Here is a 19,110-nt window from a genome sequence, read left to right on the forward strand (position 1 = left end):
ATTACATCTAAAATTTGAAAATAACGGCTTCAAAGCACTTTTTGGCAAAATTTTTACAAAAGTATCATTGCTAATATTATAAATTACTCAATTTCTTACTTTAAATCTCACTTCATGCAATATCCGGGCTAAGCTTTTCGTCCCTAGTATGCTAAATGCTGCTCTATTACACGATACGATAGAGGACACGCCGCTTACGGAAGATGATATTACAAAAATTTTCGATAAAAATATAGCAAGTCATGTAGAAGGCTTAACTCGTGTCAAACCCTATGGAAAGATTAGTGCCGAGGAAAGTTTAAATTTATTAATTCAACAAAAAAGATATGATACAGGGCTTATTAAACTTTTCGATAGAATTCATAATATACAAACATTAGGGGCTAAATCACCGGAAAAGGCAAAAAAAATAATAAAAGAAAGTTTAAGAGAGTTCGTGATAGTTGCTATGCATTTAGAAATACCGGCATTAACGCAAAAATTAATAAACTTATGCTATCAGTATTTGTCCATTACTAAATATTTTTCGGCTCAAGAACGATATCAGTTATTTACAGAGGATAATTCCCTGTCTCTTTTTCCAGTTTTTCAAAATGAGATAGCCCAAATGCAAATCCTGTCACTATTAAAGCAAAAACAAGAACTAACCCCCAATAATCAAAATATTTAGTTAAGTACACAAGTCCAAAGGATACAAAAACATACATTACAGCTCTTGATAAAGCATATATAAGAGTAGCAGAAGTAAAACGTTTAAAAATGGGAAAGTGTTTGTAAAAAATTGGTGCTGCAGGAATACTATCTGATACAAATAAAATAACGATGCTTTGAAGTAAAAGTAACTGTGTAGGATTTGTAAGATTATTTAGTATATAAGGGACAGCTACGACAAAAAGAATAAACGCAAATAATTTCACTTTTAAAATTTTTAAAGGATAAATTTTATAACTTAAATATGTTAATATTAAAAAACCAAATAAATTTACTATAGAAATAATAAAATTGTGATGAATAACTTGTTCTGAATTGTAACCAAAAGAGTTTTTAAGTATCTCTGCACAATAAACGTATATAAAATAAAAAACTACAGGCCAACAACATTCTATTAAAAAATATGCTAAAAAGTTTTTATTTATAATTTTCTCATTTACTATAGGATTACTTCGTAATATTGAAAGGTCTTCATTAGCCGCCTCTAACGTTTTTTTCAGTTGACGTTTAGCATCCACAAATTCAGGCGTTTCCCTAAGGCTACTTCGAGCTGCCGTACCTACGAAAGCTACTCCTGCACCTATCCAGAAAGCTACACGCCAATTAAATCCAAAGGAAGTTACTAAAGAAGAGACGCCTAACGCAATAGTTCCTCCTAACGCTGCAAATACTGATACTACTGCAACAGCAGGATACCTTGCAGGAGGTGCTATAGTTTCTGTTAAGTATAGCTCTGCCCCTATTACTTCTCCCATAGAGGAAATACCTTGAATAGCACGGCATAATGTTATAATTACTGTAGCCACAAGACCCTTTTGTTCATAAGTTGGAAGATTTGCCATTATTATACAACAAGTAGCCATTAGAAAAGTTGTTATAATAACAGTGGTTTTCCGTCCTATATTATCACCAATCCAACCAAATATTAAAGCTCCGATAGGTCGAAAAACGAACGTAGAACAAAAAGCCAAGGCGGTAAGAAGAGAAGCAGTATAAGGATCAGTTTTTGGGAAAAATAACTCGTTAAGAAGTACTGCCATATGTACATAAAGCATTAAGTCAAAGTATTCAAGAAAAGTACCTACAGATAATAGTCCAATAGCTTTTTTTTGTTCTCTTGTTAAACTTCTCTGCTCTATTTCATAGCCTAACATCTTCTTAACATTTTAATTAAACACAAAGAGGTTATATTTTTTTCGTTGAAAGTCAATATTTTTTTACTTAAGGGATAAATATGTGTTAATAATAAATTTCAACCGGCATTCAAAGCTGAATATCCTGAAATTTACGGGCTGCTTCTCAAAGAAACGAATAGTAGTGCTAAAACCTTACAATAATATTCTCTGGTTATTGCCCTTCTTATAAGCCGTAAATCATTTCAATTTAAATATCTCTTGCCTCCTTAAACTTTTTTATTATCACCCTATCATATTTAGCTAGTTTTTTAATAAAAATTTAATCAAGGAGTAAAATATGAAAGAGTTAATAGATTTTTTAGAAAAAAAAAGCCTTGTATCTCTATTCCTTCCTTATCCTATACCGGCGGTTGAGAAGTGGTTTTGGGGGAGTTTGAAAAACATTTTTGCGGAGGGAATTAATCATTCAATAACAAAAATTTTCAGTTTCTGTTTCTTTGCAAAAGGTTAATAATGTCCTTTGCAGCTTTCTATTTCTATAATTTGAGTTTTTTTATTAAAAGAATATACCAATCTATGCTCCTGATCTATTCTTCGAGACCAAAAGCCGCTTAAGTCATATTTTAAAGGCTCCGGCTTTCCTTTTCCAATGCAAGGAGTTAGAATAATATTATCTATCAAAAGCTGGATTCGTTTAATTATTTGGGGGTTATTACGTTTCCAAAACTCTAACTGCTTTAAAGCTTCATCAGACCAAATAACTTTCAATTTTTTTGCCTTCTTGTTTCTGTTTTGCTTTTAAGAGTTGTTCTGTGATATTTTCAGCAGGTACCCCACTATCATAACTCATCCACCACCGATCTTCTGCGTTTTCTATTTCTTCCATATCTTTTGGAGTAAGAAATGAAAAATTATGTTTAGCATCTTCAGTATCAGTAAAAAATTTCTGAAAAAAATTCTGCATTTCTTGTTTAGTAATTGTTGTATCTTCTCTTTTTATAGCTTCTTGCCAAATAGAATGCGTATGAGTTAAATTACTTAAATAATGTGCTGTATGTTCACCATATATAGAATATATTTTATAAATGAATCCTTTTTGTTGCTGATTATAAATATCAAAATCCATCTCACCGGGGGCTGCAATTGGACCATTCTTTAGATTGCCAAACGGTATACGTAATTTTGGTGCTACCGGTCCGAATTCCCAAGCTTCAATTTCTTCGTTAAAAAGTGGCTTGTTAAATAAAGCAAGACTTATCCCTTGAGCAAAATAAACTAGTTTTTGTAACTTTAATTGAGTTATAGTGTCTCCGGCTTCTCTATCTACTAAAACCAGAAAATAATTAGCTACGTCGAAACAACTTAATACTGAATCTTTTTGGTTTGTATCCATAATTATTCTTAATTCTACCTCCTTGTTATATTTTATTTTAATCATAATTTAACGATTTATAACACAAATAAATTATTATAAATAGAGTAATTTGAAATAATTAAAAAATAATTATGTTAGTATTAAAGATTATTTGGAGTTGTAAAAAGGCTCAAAAGTCTTTATGATATAGGGATTGGAGGCATTTTTGTAATTAGAAATTATAGCTCAAGGTGCAAATTATTTGATAAATATTTAAATAAAATATCCGCTAGCACGGTTAATAAATTTGGCTCACCGTAGAATGTCGTTATTTTTTTGCAAGGTCATTAAGAAAACAATTTATAATTGGGGCTATTTAAGTTTGTGTTAATATTATTGTAATTTTTTTAAGCCAAGGCGTTCAAATAATTGGTTATCTCGCTCTGGAATAGGATTACCCGCAGTGAGTAATTTTTCACCGTAAAATATGGAATTTACCCCGCCCATGAAGCATAACGCTTGTAATTCATCCGACATTTGTTCACGTCCGGCTGAAAGCCTGACATAAGATTTGGGCATTAAAATTCTGGCAAGTGCAATTGTTCGAACAAAATCAAAAGGGTCAATATCTGCTTGATTTTCAAGAGGTGTGCCTGGAATTTTTATCAGCTTGTTAATGGGAACAGATTCCGGCGGTTCTTCTAAATTGGCAAGAAGAGTCAGCATTTTTATACGATCATCATTTGTTTCTCCGAGACCTAAGATACCGCCGCAACAAACCTTAATACCGGATTTTCTGACCAATTCTAATGTATTTAAGCGATCTTCAAAAGTACGAGTTGTGATGATTTGCTCATAAAATTCAGGTGAGGTATCTATATTATGATTATAAAAATCAAGCCCTGATTCCTTGAGCATGAGTGCCTGAGAATCTTTTAGCAACCCAAGAGTTACACACGTTTCTAAGCCTAATTTTTTAATTTCCGTTATCATTTCGCAAACAATTTTTAAATCTTCATCTCGTGGTCCACGCCATGCAGCTCCCATACAAAACCTGCTACTCCCTGCATCTTTTGCTCTTTTAGCTGCAGCAACCACCTCTTCCATTTTCATAAGTGGCTCTTTTTTTAAACCCGTGTTATAATGTGCAGATTGAGGACAATAAGAACAATTTTCTGGACAACTTCCTGTTTTTATATTTAAAAGGGTACTGATTTGTACTGTAGCAGGGATAAAATGATCTAGGTGTATTTTTTGAGCTTTATAAAGAAGCTCTGTTAAAGGTAAATTGAAAATTTCTTTTGCCCGGTGTAAAGTCCATTTTTTTTGCATAGCGTTAAGTCTAACCAAATTAAGTAAATCTAAATGTACGAATTATATAAACAATATTTATCTACGCTGCATAATACAGGGAAATATCGTAAATTACCAGAGCTAGAATATCTAGACCAAAAAACTTACGTAAATTTCTCTACAAATGATTACCTTGCTTTAAGTCATCATCCTTGCGTTATTAAGGCAGCGAAGCTTGCTCTAGACAGTTATGGGGTCGGAGCTACCGGCTCTAGGTTGCTTTCGGGTAATAATAAATTATTTGAATCTCTGGAAAATAAAATTGCACAAGATAAAGAGACTGAGGCAGCCCTTATCTTTAATTCCGGATTTCAAACAAATTTTAGTGTTTTATCTAGTTTACTTGATTCTAAAATTCTAGGCACAAAAGCACTGGTATTTTTTGACAAATTAAATCATTCCAGTCTTTATCAAGCAGTTTTTTTAAGTGGTGCCGAACTTATTAGATACCATCATAATGACATAGAACATTTATCATCTCTTCTAAATAAATACGAAAATGACCAAAAGCCAAAATTTATCGTCACAGAAACTATTTTTGGCATGGACGGTGATATCTTGCCTATCCATGAAATAATATCTTTAGCCGAAAAGCATCGTGCTTTTTTATATTTGGATGAAGCTCATGCTACCGGTATTATTGGTCATTATGGATATGGTTTATCAACAACAGTTAATATGAAACATATTCCTCATCTTATCATGGGTACTTTTAGCAAAGCTTTAGGAGGTAGCGGAGGCTATATAGCTTGCAGCCAAATATTAAAAGATTATTTAATAAATAAAGCTCCGGGTTTTATTTATTCTACTGCGAGTTCCCCTATGGTAATTGGTGCTGCAAGTAAAGCTTGGGATATGATAAAAGATTTTGAAGAAGAACGTAACTATTTATTTTCTTTAGGGGCTACTTTGCGAGCAGGTCTTACAAATTTAGGTCTTGATATCGGTCTATCATCTTCACATATTATTCCAATTATTTTAGGTACAGAAGAGTTAGCGATTAAGGCAAAAGAAAATCTATTACAAAATAGAGTTATTGCTTCTTGCATTAGACCTCCAACCGTTCCTCCCGGATCATCACGTATTCGTATTGCTCTTAACATTAGCCATAAAGAACAAGATATAGTGCAGCTTCTTAAGGTACTTAAAACATTATGAAAAGAAAAATTCAGACAAGATTTGATGCAGCAAGTAATTCTTATGATAATGTAGCAAATGTTCAAAAAGAAAGTGCACATATTTTAGTTACAAAATTGCGTGAGTTCGACTATAAATTTTATCCGGAAACGATTCTAGATTTAGGAGTAGGTACAGGTTATGTGACGGCAGGCTTATTATCACATTATCCCAAATCTTCATATACACTTAATGATATTGCACCAAATATGATAAAAATAGTGCAGAATAAATTTTGCCAGGCTGAAAAGTTTAATTTTTATATAAGTGATATGGAATATGGATATTTTCAGGATCACGATCTTATTATTAGCAATTTTGCACTGCAATGGGTGAATAATCTAGAAGCGACTTTGCAAAAATTCTATGCACAGTCAAAAACATTGGCTTTTTCTTGCTTACTTGATGGAACTTTTAAAGAGTGGCAAGATATTCTCAAAGATTATGAGTTATCTATAATGCTTAAACAATATCCACTTAAAAAAAATTTAATCAGTTTTTTATTAACATTAGAACCAAATAATTACCATTTTGATATCAAAGATTTTCAGCTAACATTCAAAAATGCTTATTTCTTTATAAAATATTTACAAAACTTAGGTGCCGGTGCAAGCTCTACAACAATGCCTCTACATAAAATAAAGAACCTAATCAAAAATCATGATCAGGAATTTAGTATAACTTATAAAGTATTTTTTGGAATAATGAAGAGAATACACTCCGGATAAATGAAGAGTAGCGAAAATAAGAAATATAAAATTATTTTGTAATAAAGGCGGAAGCCGCCTTTTGCCTTTATTACTCATTATTTAAAACTTCCTTGAAGAATCGCATGCGATTCTTCAAGGAAAAAAAGAGAATATAATGCAAGTTTTTATTACAGGTACAAATACAAATATCGGTAAAACGCTTATATCTAGTTGGCTATGTTTACATACCGGGTACGAGTATTTTAAACCGATTCAAACCGGGGGTTACGGGCATACCGATAGCTGGACTATATCCCACCTTACAGGTAATAAAATACATAAAGAAGTATATATTTATCAAGAACCGTTATCACCTCATTTGGCGGCAATGTTTGAAAATGAGGAAATTGATATAAGCAAAATTAAACTACCCAAAACTAAAGATTTAATTGTTGAAGGTGCGGGCGGGCTGTTAGTTCCTATTAACCGTAATTACCTAATGATTGACCTAATAAAACTTTTTTCTATACCTGTTATTCTTGTTGCAAGTTCTGAACTTGGTACTATTAACCATACTTTATTAAGTTTAGAGGCTTTGAGAAGTAAAGATATAGAAATATTAGGGTGTATTGTCAGCGGTAAGCTAAATCAATATAATTGTGATGCGATAGAGTATTACGGGGCAACAAAAATTTTAATTCAATTTCCTTATTTACCTGAAATTAATAAGGAAATTTTAAGTAAAATACCGTTAACGCAGAATTTAAAACAAATATTTAGAGTATAATAATGACCTCTCTTTCCGCTCGTGATAAAAAAATCATTTGGCACCCTTTTACTCAAGAAAAAACAGCCTCACCAAATATTGCTGTTAAAAAGGCTAAAGGCTCTTATATCTATGATGAAAATAATAAGCCGTATCTTGATCTTATCTCCAGCTGGTGGGTTAATCTACATGGTCATGCACATCCCGATATTGCTCGTAGTATTTATGACCAAGCTTTAAAACTTGAGCATGTTATTTTTGCAGGCTTTACTCATGCACCAGCTGTTGAGTTATGCGAAAGTTTAAGGGAGTTATTACCTAAAGAATTAAATAGATTTTTCTTTTCTGATAACGGCTCAACTTCTGTAGAAGTCGCCTTAAAAATGGCTTATCAATATTGGCATAATCAAAATCAACTCGATCGGACATTATTCTTAAGCTTTGAAGGTGGATATCATGGAGACACATTTGGTGCAATGTCTGTAGGAGCACATTCAGGATTTCATAATACCTTCTCTGACCTCTTTTTTAAGGTACTAACTATTCCATATCCTGAAACTTGGGAGGAAGATTTAAATATAAGCTCAAAAGAGGATCATGCTTTATCTGTCTTGAATGGATATTTAAATGAATATAGCCATAAAATTGCAGCACTTATTCTTGAACCTTTAGTACAAGGTGCAAGCGGTATGCGTATGTGTAGACCTGAATTTATTAGAGCTGTTATAGAGCAAGTTAGAAAAAAAGGTATTTTGGTAATTTTCGATGAAGTAATGACAGGATTTGGACGCACAGGAAGTTACTTTGCACTCGAACAGATCGGCTTAACACCAGACTTTTTGTGTCTCTCAAAAGGAATAACAGGAGGATTTTTACCCCTTGCACTTACGGTTACAACAGATAATATCTATAATGCTTTTCTGGGTAACGAATGGAAATATGCTTTTGCCCATGGGCATTCATATACGGCTAACCCTTTAGCATGTGCTGCAGCTTTAGCATCGCTAAAATTGCTTCAGCAAGAAAACACCAAAAATGCGGTGCGGTCTATCAATCAATCCCATAAAAAAGGGATTTCATACTTAAAAGCAAATTGCCCAAATATTGAACATTCAAGAATACTTGGCACTATTAGTGCATTTGCCTTAAAAAACAGTGATAGCAATTATAATCAACTCCTTAAACTAAAATTTTTAGAAGCCGGGTTATTAATTAGACCTCTAGGTAATACTATTTATATATTACCTCCTTATTCAATCACTACTGATGAATTGGAATTAGCTTATGAAAAAATAAGTAAAATTTGTTTTTAAGTCTATATTTATAATTCAAGTAAATATTTTTTCTAAAGTCTTAAAAACTAAAGTTGTAGTTTTGTCATCTAGCACTCCGAGTTTTTTTATAATTCTAGATTTATCTATAGTACGAATTTGATCAAGAACAATACTCCCTTTCTTACCGTCAAAGGTAACCGGTATCCGAGTTGGATAGTTTTTAATTTTACTTGTCATAGGTGCAACAATAAGAGTATTAATATATTTATTCATTTCATTAGGAGAAATAACTAAGCATGGTCTGGTCTTTTTTATTTCTGCTCCTTGAGAGGGATCAAGGGAAATAAGTAATATATCGAATCGACTAACATTTACCATTCCCATTCCTCTGTATCTAAAGAAGGGTCTATATAATTTTCATCTAAAAGGTAATCATCTTTCTTTTTAGCCATAAGGCTAAAGCTTTCTTCCCAACCGTCTCTTATCTCTTCATAATGAGTTATTATAAGAGAATGATTTTTTACTGTTAAATTTACAGTATTTCTTATTTTGCATTGTTTAAGAAAAGCTTGAGGGATTCTTAATCCCTTAGAATTACCAATTTTAATAATTTCTGCATGCATTTTTCAATACCAATATAAATGTCTTAGTATATTGTAATTACTTTGTGGATACATGTCAAGTAAATATTCTAGGATTTTTAGAGTGTGTTAATATAATTGAAGAAATACATTTTTGCACATCTCTTATAGTAGATCGACGTTGTTGCGTGGATACCTGCAACGTCATTGCGAGCCGCTGCAAGCGGCGTGGCAATCTAGAAAATAATAATTTTCATAGCATTTTTTGCTGTTTTTTTTCCTAGATTGCCACATCGGCACTACGTCCCTCCTCGCAATGACGGGGTTTTTTGTAATGATTCCGCTCCACGCAACAACGCCTCCTCGCAATGACGTTTGGGGTATCCGTGCAACAATGCCGGCTACGATGGCGGCAATGTTGATTTAATTTCTAAAATTTACAGCTCTCTTAGTGGATCAAATAAATTGTTATATAATTTTTATATGTAATAAATATTTGAGGCTGTTATGATCAGGAAATATTTGAAGAATATTTTTAGAGACCAAAACCGTAAATCACAATCTTTTATTGAGTTTAATAATGTAGCCTATGGTGATTTGCGAGAAATCAAAGTCGGTATAGATGCTTATCGAAAAAACGTCATAGTATATAGATGCGTTAATTTAATAGCTCAATCGGCAGGTCACGTGCCTTGGAAATTAATGAAAAATAATGAAGTAATTGCAAAGCATCCGCTATATCATTTATTAAAAAAACCTAATCCGGAAAAGGCCGGTGCTGATTTTTTTAGTGAACTGATAGCAAGCAAGTTGTTATTCGGGAATAGCTATATTTTATCTACATCAGATATAAAACCGCTAGAGATTTATTTACTTCATCCAACTGCTACGGAAATAGTATTGGAGCAAAATCAAGCGGTTGCTTATCGATATAAAAGTAGCAGCGGCGAAAAAATTTACCATATTAATCCTATTAATAAAATAAGTAGGGTTTTGCATTTAAAAAACTACCATCCGACTAACGGGCATTATGGATTATCAGCCTTGGACGCCGCTTCTTTACCGATTGATTTACATCAGCAAGCCACTTATTGGAATAATTCTTTGTTGCGAAATGGAGCACGTCCTAGCGGTGCATTAATAGTAAAAGACGGAAACGGCTATCTTAGTGATGAACAATTTGAAAGGTTGCAAGCTCAGCTAGTGGATAAATTTACCGGTAGTAATAACACCGGCAAACCGTTATTATTAGAAGGCGGTCTCGGCTGGCAAGAGATGAGCGTTAACCCTAAAGATATGGATTTTATTGAGTCAAAAAATTCAGCGGCAAGAGAGATAGCCTTAGCTTTCGGTGTACCGCCTCAATTACTCGGTATTAACGGCGATAATACTTATAGCAATATGCAAGAGGCACGGCTTGCTTTGTGGGAAGAAACGTTAATACCTTTGCTTGATAAGCTTGCCGACGCTTTAAGCAATTGGTTTTCATATTTATATCAAGAAGATATCATTATTGATTTTGATCGAGATAGTATTTCGGCTCTTACCGAAAAAAGGGAAAATTTATGGGCTAAAATAGCTGGTGCTAATTTCATGACGTTAAATGAGAAGAGGGCTTTTGTCGGGCTTAAACCTATTGCCGGCGGCGATAATTTATGACCAAAGATATAATAGATACCATAGACAGCCTATATAATTTTATTGCTAGGCTTATTATTTTACTGGAAGACGAACTTACTTTGCTGATGTTGCAAAGAAACGAGAATAATATAGTAGCTACGAAAAATATTGCCGAAACCCTGAATAAATTAGTAAATTTGCTTGCTCAATTAAATAAGCTGTCTAATTTAACTCCGACTTCCGGGGAAATAGATGAAAAAGATAAAATAATTATTGATAATTTTTTAAAAAATTACCAGACTAAGATGTTGCTTTAAGTAAAACGTGATTCTCTCGAGTCATGCAACAACGCCCCTGCAGAGGGATGACACCAAAAATTCATTTTAAATATTAACATGACGCCATTTGAAATATATAGCTTATTATTTGTTGATAGTCTTGTTGCCAATCTTGCTATAGGATTTCAGCGTGAACTAATATTCCACTCGATGAAAATGTTTGGTGTTTATAACCCCTTAATAATGCTGCTAGTAGCTGTTTGTGCTTCTATGGTTGCTACAACGGTAAATTATATTTTTGGCAGAATATTACTAAATATTTTTTATTTTTCTAAGGACGAGCAAAAACTTCTCAGGCATAAAGATATTGCTAAATTTTGTTTAAAATATGATGTAATTTTGCTTTCTTTAATAATTTTTCCTTTTTGGGGAAGTTTTATTTCTTTATTTGCCGGTTTTTTTAGAATAAATTTTTTAAAGCTTTTAAGCATTGGTTGTATAGTGAAAGCATGTTATTATATAATGATATTGTATACTTCATTAATGTAAAAAGCTGCTATACTGCAGCTTGTACCTGTGTTGTTGCATGGAACGAATTTTTGCAAAGCGTACGGCGTCATACCGTGACCCCTCCCACGGTATCCAGAAAAAACCTTAATAAAAAGACTGGATGCCGTGATCAAGGAACTAGAATGACACAGCCTTTTTTCAACGTTCGTACACTAGTGCTACAAGCCACGGAGTGGCAATGTCGTTAACTACTAAATAAAATACCTTACCTTATGAAAAAACTAGATAAAACGAATTCACATAGACAACATAAAGTAGCGGCTTTAATAAATGAAGCTTTAATTGAAATATTAAGGCGTGGACGAATGCTTGACGGGCGGCTTCTTGATTGTCCGGTAACGATTACAAAAGTTTTAGTAACGGGTGATTTGAAACTCGCAAATTGTTATTTTTTGCCTTTTAATACTAATTTAAAAGAAGCGGAGCTAATGGATGCGTTAAATAATTCCAAAAATGCTATACGAAATTTTATAACTCAGAAAATTAACCTGAAATTTTCTCCGGATATTCGTTTTCATTATGATCACGGGTTTGATAATGCCGCTGAAGTAGAACGTTTATTAAAACAAGCGAAAATTGCGGAGACTATTTAATAATGGTAAGGCATCCTGCGAAATATTTTTTGTACAAAAAAAAAGAATGGCGTATCGTTATTTTTTAATTTTTTGGCGTTTAGTTTAGTTGTTGCCGCTTTTATATTTATATCCTGGGGCTTGAAGGGAATGACCCAGCCGCTAAATACTCTAACGCTTGATCCGGTTTCCCTTGAATATAGTAATTTAATAGGCTACTCTTTTAGAACCATCTTGCGGATGATGATTGCAATGGTCATCTCTTTAATTTTCACCTTGATATATGCAACGCTTGCCGCTAAAAACCCTAAGCTAGAGCAAATTTTAATTCCGCTATTAGATATTTTGCAATCGGTACCGATTCTCGGCTATATTTCATTTACCGTTACGGCTTTCTTAGCTCTTTTCCCTTCTAGTATTATGGGGGTGGAATGTGCAGCTATATTTGCTATTTTTACCTCGCAAGTCTGGAATATGATTTTTAGTTGCTATCAATCATTTAAAACAGTGCCGGCAGATTTAAATGATGCAGCTAGCCCGGATATTGCATGAAGTGAGATTTAAAGTAAGAAATTGAGTAATTTATAATATTAGCAATGATACTTTTGTAAAAATTTTGCCAAAAAGTGCTTTGAAGCCGTTATTTTCAAATTTTAGATGTAATGCCCCTTACCCCATTTTTTCTAAGCACCGGGAACAGTGCTAATCTAGGTTATTCTAATGCTAATTTCTTCATCACATGATTCCATACCTGTCGGTAAGGATATGATGAAGATAACAAAAACTTAATACGCCTAGTATTACGGATAATTACTACCCCAATTTTTAATAATTTTAAACGTATTGTACCTATTTGTGCTTTTGCTAATGCACTACCTTGTAATAAATTACCTCTGATATATTCTACTAAAGTGTATGCAAGACCCGATAAAATCATTCTGAGCTGATTAGCCCACCATCTATGACAAGAAGTACGATCTGCAAATAATTCTAGTTGTTGCTCTTTTATACGGTTTTCCATATCACCACGACCACAGTAAACTTTGTCGTATAAATCTTCAGGTTTATCTGATAAATTAGTTACTATATACCTTGGATTTTCTCCAAGCATTGTCATTTCTGCCTTACCAATTATTCTACGTTCATGACTCCAACTACCAGCCTTATATGGAAACTCACTAAAAAGACGTTGCTTTTCTTGGGTTATAATAAATGCTGCTTTTGACTTCTCCATTGTAGGTTTCAGTAACTCATTTAGTCTGTTATTTTGGGGCATTCCTACAATATATTTTATATTATGAATATCACACCAATCAAACATCTGATGACGACAAAATCCACTATCACCACGAAAAATAATCTTTACCTCTGGCCAAGCTTGGCGAAAACGTTTTACTAACAATGATAATATTGCCCAAGAATGTTTTGCTTGATCCTGCTTTGACGTCCTAAGATAACTAACTAACAGATGCTTTCCACAAAAAACATACAAAGGTAAAAAGCAATTATGACCGTAATAACCATGATAAAACTTACCTTCCTGTTGCCCATGAATTTCATCATCCGTAGCATCAAAATCAAGTATTAGCTGCTTTGGTACTATTTTATGAGACTTAATAAATTTATCAAGCATTAGTTCATGCACTTTAATTGCAAAGTGTCTATCAGCATTGTTTTCTATACGACATAAGGTAGAACTACTTGCCATATCATCAATTGTTTCCATAGCTGTTTGCATAGCAGGACATTTTCGTAGATAATTGTGGTCATTTAAATCTTCATAACCTAATGCAATACCATAAATTCGTTGCCTCAGCATTGTTGCCATATTATGGGTAATTTTACTACCATCTCGTCTATCAGGAAATATTTTAGCAAGCTCCTCTGTTATACCAAGCCTTTTATCTGCTTCTCTTAATAACAACACACCTCCATCGCTACTAATATCACCTCCAGTGAAATTTATCTCTATTGTCCGATTTTTTACTTTGGAAAACTGGTAACTATATGCTATACAATTTGTCATGACAAAATCCTTTGTATTATTCTAATGAAATACCAGTATTATACAGCTTTACGAGGATTTTGTCTCCTATATCTCATGCAATATCCGGGCTAAGCCAAATATTAGGATTTAAATCATATTTAGTGATGATAATAAAAACTATCGGAAATAATAAATTTACCGGGAAAGCTGCAAAAAACTGAGTAAAAGGCTGAGTAATTGCCGTTAACCGAGGACGTAAACCGATATATATACCGATAGGCACCCAAAATAGCGAGGCAAGAGTTATGAGTATTATGATCCGCAATAGAGTAATCGAGGCTAAAATAAATACTTTAACAATTTCATGCCAACCTATATTACGTAAAAAAGAACCGATATAAAAAAGAGCAATCACGCCGCTAACAATTAATATGAAATACCATAGATAATTTAACCATAATTTATTATGATTATTTTCCGTAATTTCGGGAGGGTTTACTGTAAGGCTATTTACACCGTTAAATAAAGGAGAATAAAGAAGAAATTTTGCAACATATATTAAAGGCGAAAAAAATTTTTTAATAATTACGCTTCTTTGAAATATAGTTAATACCCATGAATGACCTGCTTTAACCCCTGCGGATGTTTCGTAGCGGAATCTCTCCGACCATACTATTAAAGGGCGTAATAATAGCTGATCATACAGTATAATTATCAACGACATTGCTAGCACCGCATATAAAATTGCTGCCATATTTTGCTGCTCGATCGCTAAATATATATATGACCCGATACCGGGCAAGGTAAATTTGTTATTACCTACCGTAACTACCTCGGAAGCTACTACAAAAAACCAACTACTAGACATTGACACCACCATATTCCACACCAAAGAAGGAATAGCAAAAGGAACTTCTATTTGCCAAAATTTACGCCATCCTGACATTTTAAAAATACTAGCCCGGATATTGCATGAGATATAGGAGACAAAATCCTCGTAAAGCTGTATAATACTGGTATTTCATTAGAATAATACAAAGGATTTTGTCATGACAAATTGTATAGCATATAGTTACCAGTTTTCCAAAGTAAAAAATCGGACAATAGAGATAAATTTCACTGGAGGTGATATTAGTAGCGATGGAGGTGTGTTGTTATTAAGAGAAGCAGATAAAAGGCTTGGTATAACAGAGGAGCTTGCTAAAATATTTCCTGATAGACGAGATGGTAGTAAAATTACCCATAATATGGCAACAATGCTGAGGCAACGAATTTATGGTATTGCATTAGGTTATGAAGATTTAAATGACCACAATTATCTACGAAAATGTCCTGCTATGCAAACAGCTATGGAAACAATTGATGATATGGCAAGTAGTTCTACCTTATGTCGTATAGAAAACAATGCTGATAGACACTTTGCAATTAAAGTGCATGAACTAATGCTTGATAAATTTATTAAGTCTCATAAAATAGTACCAAAGCAGCTAATACTTGATTTTGATGCTACGGATGATGAAATTCATGGGCAACAGGAAGGTAAGTTTTATCATGGTTATTACGGTCATAATTGCTTTTTACCTTTGTATGTTTTTTGTGGAAAGCATCTGTTAGTTAGTTATCTTAGGACGTCAAAGCAGGATCAAGCAAAACATTCTTGGGCAATATTATCATTGTTAGTAAAACGTTTTCGCCAAGCTTGGCCAGAGGTAAAGATTATTTTTCGTGGTGATAGTGGATTTTGTCGTCATCAGATGTTTGATTGGTGTGATATTCATAATATAAAATATATTGTAGGAATGCCCCAAAATAACAGACTAAATGAGTTACTGAAACCTACAATGGAGAAGTCAAAAGCAGCATTTATTATAACCCAAGAAAAGCAACGTCTTTTTAGTGAGTTTCCATATAAGGCTGGTAGTTGGAGTCATGAACGTAGAATAATTGGTAAGGCAGAAATGACAATGCTTGGAGAAAATCCAAGGTATATAGTAACTAATTTATCAGATAAACCTGAAGATTTATACGACAAAGTTTACTGTGGTCGTGGTGATATGGAAAACCGTATAAAAGAGCAACAACTAGAATTATTTGCAGATCGTACTTCTTGTCATAGATGGTGGGCTAATCAGCTCAGAATGATTTTATCGGGTCTTGCATACACTTTAGTAGAATATATCAGAGGTAATTTATTACAAGGTAGTGCATTAGCAAAAGCACAAATAGGTACAATACGTTTAAAATTATTAAAAATTGGGGTAGTAATTATCCGTAATACTAGGCGTATTAAGTTTTTGTTATCTTCATCATATCCTTACCGACAGGTATGGAATCATGTGATGAAGAAATTAGCATTAGAATAACCTAGATTAGCACTGTTCCCGGTGCTTAGAAAAAATGGGGTAAGGGGCATTACATCTAAAATTTGAAAATAACGGCTTCAAAGCACTTTTTGGCAAAATTTTTACAAAAGTATCATTGCTAATATTATAAATTACTCAATTTCTTACTTTAAATCTCACTTCATGCAATATCCGGGTTAGCCCTTTAATGATTATGGGTACGCAGTGGTATATATTATTTAATGTTATAGTCGGGGTGTCGTCTTTGCCTAGTGAGCTTAAAGACGCAACAAAAATTTTAAACGTCAAAGGCTTAGCATGGTGGAAAGAAGTAATGTTACCGGCAATTACTCCTTATTTTATTGTGGGTAGCATTACCGCTTGCGGCGGAGCGTGGAATGCAAGTATTGTTGCTGAAGTTATTAATTTCGGTGATCAAAAAATAGTAGCTAAAGGTCTTGGCAGCTATATAGCAGAAATGACGGTAGCGGCGGATTTTAACAAAATAATTTTAGGGATCGGAATGATGTCGCTGTTTGTCGTGCTAATAAACCGGTTATTTTGGCAGCCCATTAATAAGTATTCTAATAAAAAATTTCAATTGTAGTTATTGAGATATTATTTCTGCCATAGATTAGAGAATTATGTCCGAAGACGTCATTTTCTAGCTAAAGGCGGAGCATTGTTGCCATGGATCGAATTTTTGATGTCATTCCTGCGAAAGCAGGAATCCAGACTTTTTTTGTCATGCTGAACTCGTTTCAGCATCTTTTTAGTATATCCTGAAATAAATTCAGGATGACTTAAAAATATTTTTTTCTGGATTCCCGCTTTCGCGGGAATGACATATAGCACTTTTTTAGAGCCATGCAACTATATTACCGCTGCCTCTTCCTAATAATTCCCCAACCGAATACCAAGAGGCTTGTCATCGTACCGACAAAGACGCCTTTAAAATAAAAATACTGCAGCGAAAAATGTTCCCATAATAAAAATGCAGCTGCACCGCTAATAGATGATAAAACCATCATTTTTGCCGATACGACAATACCAAACAAAGCCATTACCAGCGGTACTAATATTATCGGTCCCCAAAAACCGGTAATAAATACTACCAAATCAATAACATTATTAAATTTTAAGGCTATAACTATAGCAAAACTGCCGATTATGAGATTAGTAATCCTAGCAATCAATAATAATTTTTGTTGGTTTTTGACTTTAAAAATAGGATTTAATATATCTTTTACCAAAGCTATAGATGTCACGTTTAAATCAGAATCTGCTGTAGACATAACGGCTGCAAGCAAGCCTGTTATTACTATGCCTTGCACAAAAGGAGGTATTATCCGGTTAATCAAGTAGGGCAGTACCAAATTAGAAGGTTGAGTTGGGTAAAGATTATAAGCAATTAAGCCGTTTAAAGTAACGCATATTAGAAAAGTAATATAGATAGCAGATTTTACATATATTGCTTTAGTTGTTTGAGCAGGATTTTTATTAATCAAAGCTCGTTGAATAAAGTGAGGATAGAGATTCATTACGCAAAAACTTAACGCAGCGGCAATTGTTAAAGGAAGTAAATTAGAGCAATCAAAATTTGTTTGTGTAGTAGATAATTGGCTAAAAAAAGTCATTGTGCCGATTTTATTTAAGCCGACGATAGTTATAATCGGTATAGCGAGTATCATCGCAAAAAATTGTAATAAATTAGTAAAAATAATTGATTGTAACCCGCCGACGGTAGTATAAATTAGCACGATGCTATAGCTTAAAATTACGCCTTCAATATAGTTTATCTTTAAAATATACTGAAAGATATAGCCGCTAACGCTAATTTGTGCTGCCACAAATCCAATAGATACGATAATTGAACTAATCCCGCCGATAAAGCGTCCGACTCCTCCGTAATATTTACTCATTATATCCCCGACGCTCTCGGCTCCGTAATGCGTAGCAATACGTGGTACCACATAAATAGCAATTAATATATCTATAGGCAAAGTAAGCATTAAAGCATAACCGTAATATGCATAACCGGAAAATGCTTTTTCCGTAATGCCGAAGGTAGTCGCACCGCCGACGGAGCTAGCAAATATTGTGGCTATTAAGAGCAATCTACTATTTTTAGCACTTCCTCCGACATTAGCATAATTTTTAAAACTACTATGCCTAGCACGATAATATATACCGATAAGTAAAATCGATATTAGATATATAAAAACTATAATATTGTCGATTGGTATTTTAGACATAGCTTAAGTTTGTATAATTAAATTTAAACTATAAGCTATTAATCTTTGATATGCGAGTAGTATATTCAGGATGTTTTTATTACTTTAACGAGTAAAAAATGCTTTCAAAGTATGTTGTCATACCGTGGTGGCGTTGTTGCGTGGATACCTCAGACGTCATTGCGAGCAGCTGCAGGCATTGTTGCATGGCTCGAATTTTTGGTGTCATTCCCGCGAAAGCGGGAATCTAGAGAATATTTAAGCGAATTATGTAGTAAATTTTTATATAATTTTACTTATTTTAAGTGTTTTTTCTAGATTCCCGCTTTCGCGGGAATGACATCAAAAACACTATCCATACAACATTTGCTTATTCTTCTATTATGCTTTCTTCTGCTTTATTTACTTCACCGCTTAAATCAACTCCATATTCTTCAAGTTCTTCTATTATACCTATAGGTAGCTCA

At 33.4% G+C, this 19,110-nt stretch carries 25 protein-coding genes; 16 read left to right on the top strand and 9 right to left on the bottom strand.

Going from position 1 to position 19,110, the window contains the following annotated elements; genetic code table 11:
* The first annotated feature begins 148 nt into the window (after positions 1-148).
* Positions 149-670, top strand: coding sequence for an HD domain-containing protein (locus AAGD48_RS04815; RefSeq protein WP_341790631.1), 522 nt, complete (start codon positions 149-151; stop codon positions 668-670).
* Here AAGD48_RS04815 and AAGD48_RS04820 read toward each other — a convergent pair.
* The gene (locus tag AAGD48_RS04820) at positions 552-1,865 is read right to left on the bottom strand and encodes an MFS transporter (protein ID WP_341790632.1); all 1,314 of its coding nucleotides are present in this window, start codon (positions 1,863-1,865) and stop codon (positions 552-554) included. The two genes, AAGD48_RS04815 and AAGD48_RS04820, sit on opposite strands and share 119 nt — an antisense overlap.
* A gap of 319 nt (positions 1,866-2,184) precedes the next feature.
* On the opposite strand from AAGD48_RS04820, the gene AAGD48_RS04825 reads away from it, so the two are divergent.
* A complete protein-coding gene (locus AAGD48_RS04825; RefSeq protein WP_341790633.1) occupies positions 2,185-2,358 on the top strand; it encodes a hypothetical protein in 174 nt (57 codons plus the stop codon).
* Here the strand turns inward: AAGD48_RS04825 and AAGD48_RS04830 are convergent.
* From AAGD48_RS04830 to bioB, 3 genes are all read right to left on the bottom strand, one after another.
* Positions 2,355-2,615 (bottom strand): Txe/YoeB family addiction module toxin, encoded by a 261-nt coding sequence (locus tag AAGD48_RS04830; protein WP_341790634.1) that lies wholly within the window; start codon positions 2,613-2,615, stop codon positions 2,355-2,357. The two genes, AAGD48_RS04825 and AAGD48_RS04830, sit on opposite strands and share 4 nt — an antisense overlap.
* Positions 2,596-3,240: a Panacea domain-containing protein gene (locus AAGD48_RS04835; RefSeq protein ID WP_341790635.1), complete on the bottom strand. Its 645-nt coding sequence runs from the start codon at positions 3,238-3,240 to the stop codon at positions 2,596-2,598. The genes AAGD48_RS04830 and AAGD48_RS04835 overlap by 20 nt, the downstream gene beginning before the upstream one ends.
* 354 nt (positions 3,241-3,594) lie before the next feature.
* The gene (bioB, locus tag AAGD48_RS04840; protein ID WP_341790636.1) at positions 3,595-4,533 is read right to left on the bottom strand and encodes a biotin synthase BioB; all 939 of its coding nucleotides are present in this window, start codon (positions 4,531-4,533) and stop codon (positions 3,595-3,597) included.
* Positions 4,534-4,566: 33 nt separating this feature from the next.
* Between bioB and AAGD48_RS04845 the strand changes: the two genes are divergently transcribed.
* The 4 genes from AAGD48_RS04845 to bioA all read left to right on the top strand — a co-directional run bounded on the left by AAGD48_RS04845 (position 4,567) and on the right by bioA (position 8,498).
* Entirely contained in the window at positions 4,567-5,712 is a 1,146-nt protein-coding gene (locus AAGD48_RS04845; protein ID WP_341790637.1) for an 8-amino-7-oxononanoate synthase, read from the top strand.
* Positions 5,709-6,458 carry a methyltransferase domain-containing protein gene (locus AAGD48_RS04850; protein WP_341790638.1) on the top strand — a complete coding sequence of 250 codons (750 nt, stop codon included), beginning with the start codon at positions 5,709-5,711 and terminating at the stop codon, positions 6,456-6,458. Before AAGD48_RS04845 ends, AAGD48_RS04850 begins: the two co-directional genes overlap by 4 nt.
* Before the next feature lie 136 nt (positions 6,459-6,594).
* A complete protein-coding gene (gene bioD, locus AAGD48_RS04855) occupies positions 6,595-7,206 on the top strand; it encodes a dethiobiotin synthase (RefSeq protein WP_341790639.1) in 612 nt (203 codons plus the stop codon).
* Between the two features lie 2 nt (positions 7,207-7,208).
* Positions 7,209-8,498 (top strand): adenosylmethionine--8-amino-7-oxononanoate transaminase, encoded by a 1,290-nt coding sequence (gene bioA / locus AAGD48_RS04860; RefSeq protein WP_341790640.1) that lies wholly within the window; start codon positions 7,209-7,211, stop codon positions 8,496-8,498.
* Positions 8,499-8,513: 15 nt separating this feature from the next.
* On the opposite strand, the gene AAGD48_RS04865 is transcribed toward bioA, so the two are convergent.
* Together AAGD48_RS04865 and AAGD48_RS04870 are read right to left on the bottom strand one after the other, a co-directional pair.
* The gene (locus tag AAGD48_RS04865; protein ID WP_341790641.1) at positions 8,514-8,837 is read right to left on the bottom strand and encodes a type II toxin-antitoxin system PemK/MazF family toxin; all 324 of its coding nucleotides are present in this window, start codon (positions 8,835-8,837) and stop codon (positions 8,514-8,516) included.
* On the bottom strand, positions 8,831-9,082 hold the full coding sequence (locus AAGD48_RS04870) for a hypothetical protein (RefSeq protein WP_341790642.1): 252 nt from the start codon (positions 9,080-9,082) through the stop codon (positions 8,831-8,833). The genes AAGD48_RS04865 and AAGD48_RS04870 overlap by 7 nt, the downstream gene beginning before the upstream one ends.
* A gap of 465 nt (positions 9,083-9,547) precedes the next feature.
* On the opposite strand from AAGD48_RS04870, the gene AAGD48_RS04875 reads away from it, so the two are divergent.
* The 5 genes from AAGD48_RS04875 (at position 9,548) to AAGD48_RS04895 (ending at position 12,632) form a co-directional block, all read left to right on the top strand.
* Complete coding sequence (locus AAGD48_RS04875; protein ID WP_410526029.1) at positions 9,548-10,699, top strand: phage portal protein; 1,152 nt, start codon at positions 9,548-9,550, stop codon at positions 10,697-10,699.
* A complete protein-coding gene (locus tag AAGD48_RS04880; RefSeq protein WP_341790644.1) occupies positions 10,696-10,977 on the top strand; it encodes a hypothetical protein in 282 nt (93 codons plus the stop codon). Before AAGD48_RS04875 ends, AAGD48_RS04880 begins: the two co-directional genes overlap by 4 nt.
* Before the next feature lie 78 nt (positions 10,978-11,055).
* Entirely contained in the window at positions 11,056-11,487 is a 432-nt protein-coding gene (locus tag AAGD48_RS04885) for a DedA family protein (protein ID WP_341790645.1), read from the top strand.
* A gap of 233 nt (positions 11,488-11,720) precedes the next feature.
* Positions 11,721-12,101: a 30S ribosome-binding factor RbfA gene (gene rbfA, locus AAGD48_RS04890; RefSeq protein WP_341790646.1), complete on the top strand. Its 381-nt coding sequence runs from the start codon at positions 11,721-11,723 to the stop codon at positions 12,099-12,101.
* A gap of 129 nt (positions 12,102-12,230) precedes the next feature.
* A complete protein-coding gene (locus tag AAGD48_RS04895; RefSeq protein ID WP_341790647.1) occupies positions 12,231-12,632 on the top strand; it encodes a hypothetical protein in 402 nt (133 codons plus the stop codon).
* A gap of 160 nt (positions 12,633-12,792) precedes the next feature.
* On the opposite strand, the gene AAGD48_RS04900 is transcribed toward AAGD48_RS04895, so the two are convergent.
* Positions 12,793-14,106 (bottom strand): IS1380 family transposase, encoded by a 1,314-nt coding sequence (locus tag AAGD48_RS04900; protein ID WP_341789277.1) that lies wholly within the window; start codon positions 14,104-14,106, stop codon positions 12,793-12,795.
* 59 nt (positions 14,107-14,165) lie between these two features.
* On the opposite strand from AAGD48_RS04900, the gene AAGD48_RS04905 reads away from it, so the two are divergent.
* The 4 genes from AAGD48_RS04905 (at position 14,166) to AAGD48_RS04920 (ending at position 17,016) form a co-directional block, all read left to right on the top strand.
* Entirely contained in the window at positions 14,166-14,288 is a 123-nt protein-coding gene (locus AAGD48_RS04905) for a hypothetical protein (protein WP_341790648.1), read from the top strand.
* Positions 14,289-14,876: 588 nt separating this feature from the next.
* A complete protein-coding gene (locus AAGD48_RS04910) occupies positions 14,877-15,050 on the top strand; it encodes a hypothetical protein (protein WP_341790649.1) in 174 nt (57 codons plus the stop codon).
* 66 nt (positions 15,051-15,116) lie between these two features.
* Positions 15,117-16,430: an IS1380 family transposase gene (locus tag AAGD48_RS04915; protein WP_341789277.1), complete on the top strand. Its 1,314-nt coding sequence runs from the start codon at positions 15,117-15,119 to the stop codon at positions 16,428-16,430.
* Positions 16,431-16,617: 187 nt separating this feature from the next.
* Positions 16,618-17,016 carry an ABC transporter permease subunit gene (locus AAGD48_RS04920; RefSeq protein ID WP_341790650.1) on the top strand — a complete coding sequence of 133 codons (399 nt, stop codon included), beginning with the start codon at positions 16,618-16,620 and terminating at the stop codon, positions 17,014-17,016.
* Positions 17,017-17,287: 271 nt separating this feature from the next.
* Here AAGD48_RS04920 and AAGD48_RS04925 read toward each other — a convergent pair whose 3' ends face one another.
* Positions 17,288-18,664: a sodium:solute symporter family protein gene (locus AAGD48_RS04925; protein ID WP_341790651.1), complete on the bottom strand. Its 1,377-nt coding sequence runs from the start codon at positions 18,662-18,664 to the stop codon at positions 17,288-17,290.
* A 79-nt stretch (positions 18,665-18,743) separates the two neighbouring features.
* Positions 18,744-18,872, bottom strand: coding sequence for a hypothetical protein (locus AAGD48_RS04930; protein WP_341790652.1), 129 nt, complete (start codon positions 18,870-18,872; stop codon positions 18,744-18,746).
* A 107-nt stretch (positions 18,873-18,979) separates the two neighbouring features.
* On the opposite strand from AAGD48_RS04930, the gene AAGD48_RS04935 reads away from it, so the two are divergent.
* Positions 18,980-19,102, top strand: a complete 123-nt coding sequence (locus AAGD48_RS04935) for a hypothetical protein (protein WP_341790653.1) — start codon at positions 18,980-18,982, stop codon at positions 19,100-19,102.
* Positions 19,103-19,110: the final 8 nt, after the last annotated feature.

This window comes from Rickettsia endosymbiont of Polydrusus tereticollis (assembly GCF_964026385.1).
In the GTDB taxonomy this organism is placed as follows: Bacteria; Pseudomonadota; Alphaproteobacteria; order Rickettsiales; family Rickettsiaceae; genus Rickettsia.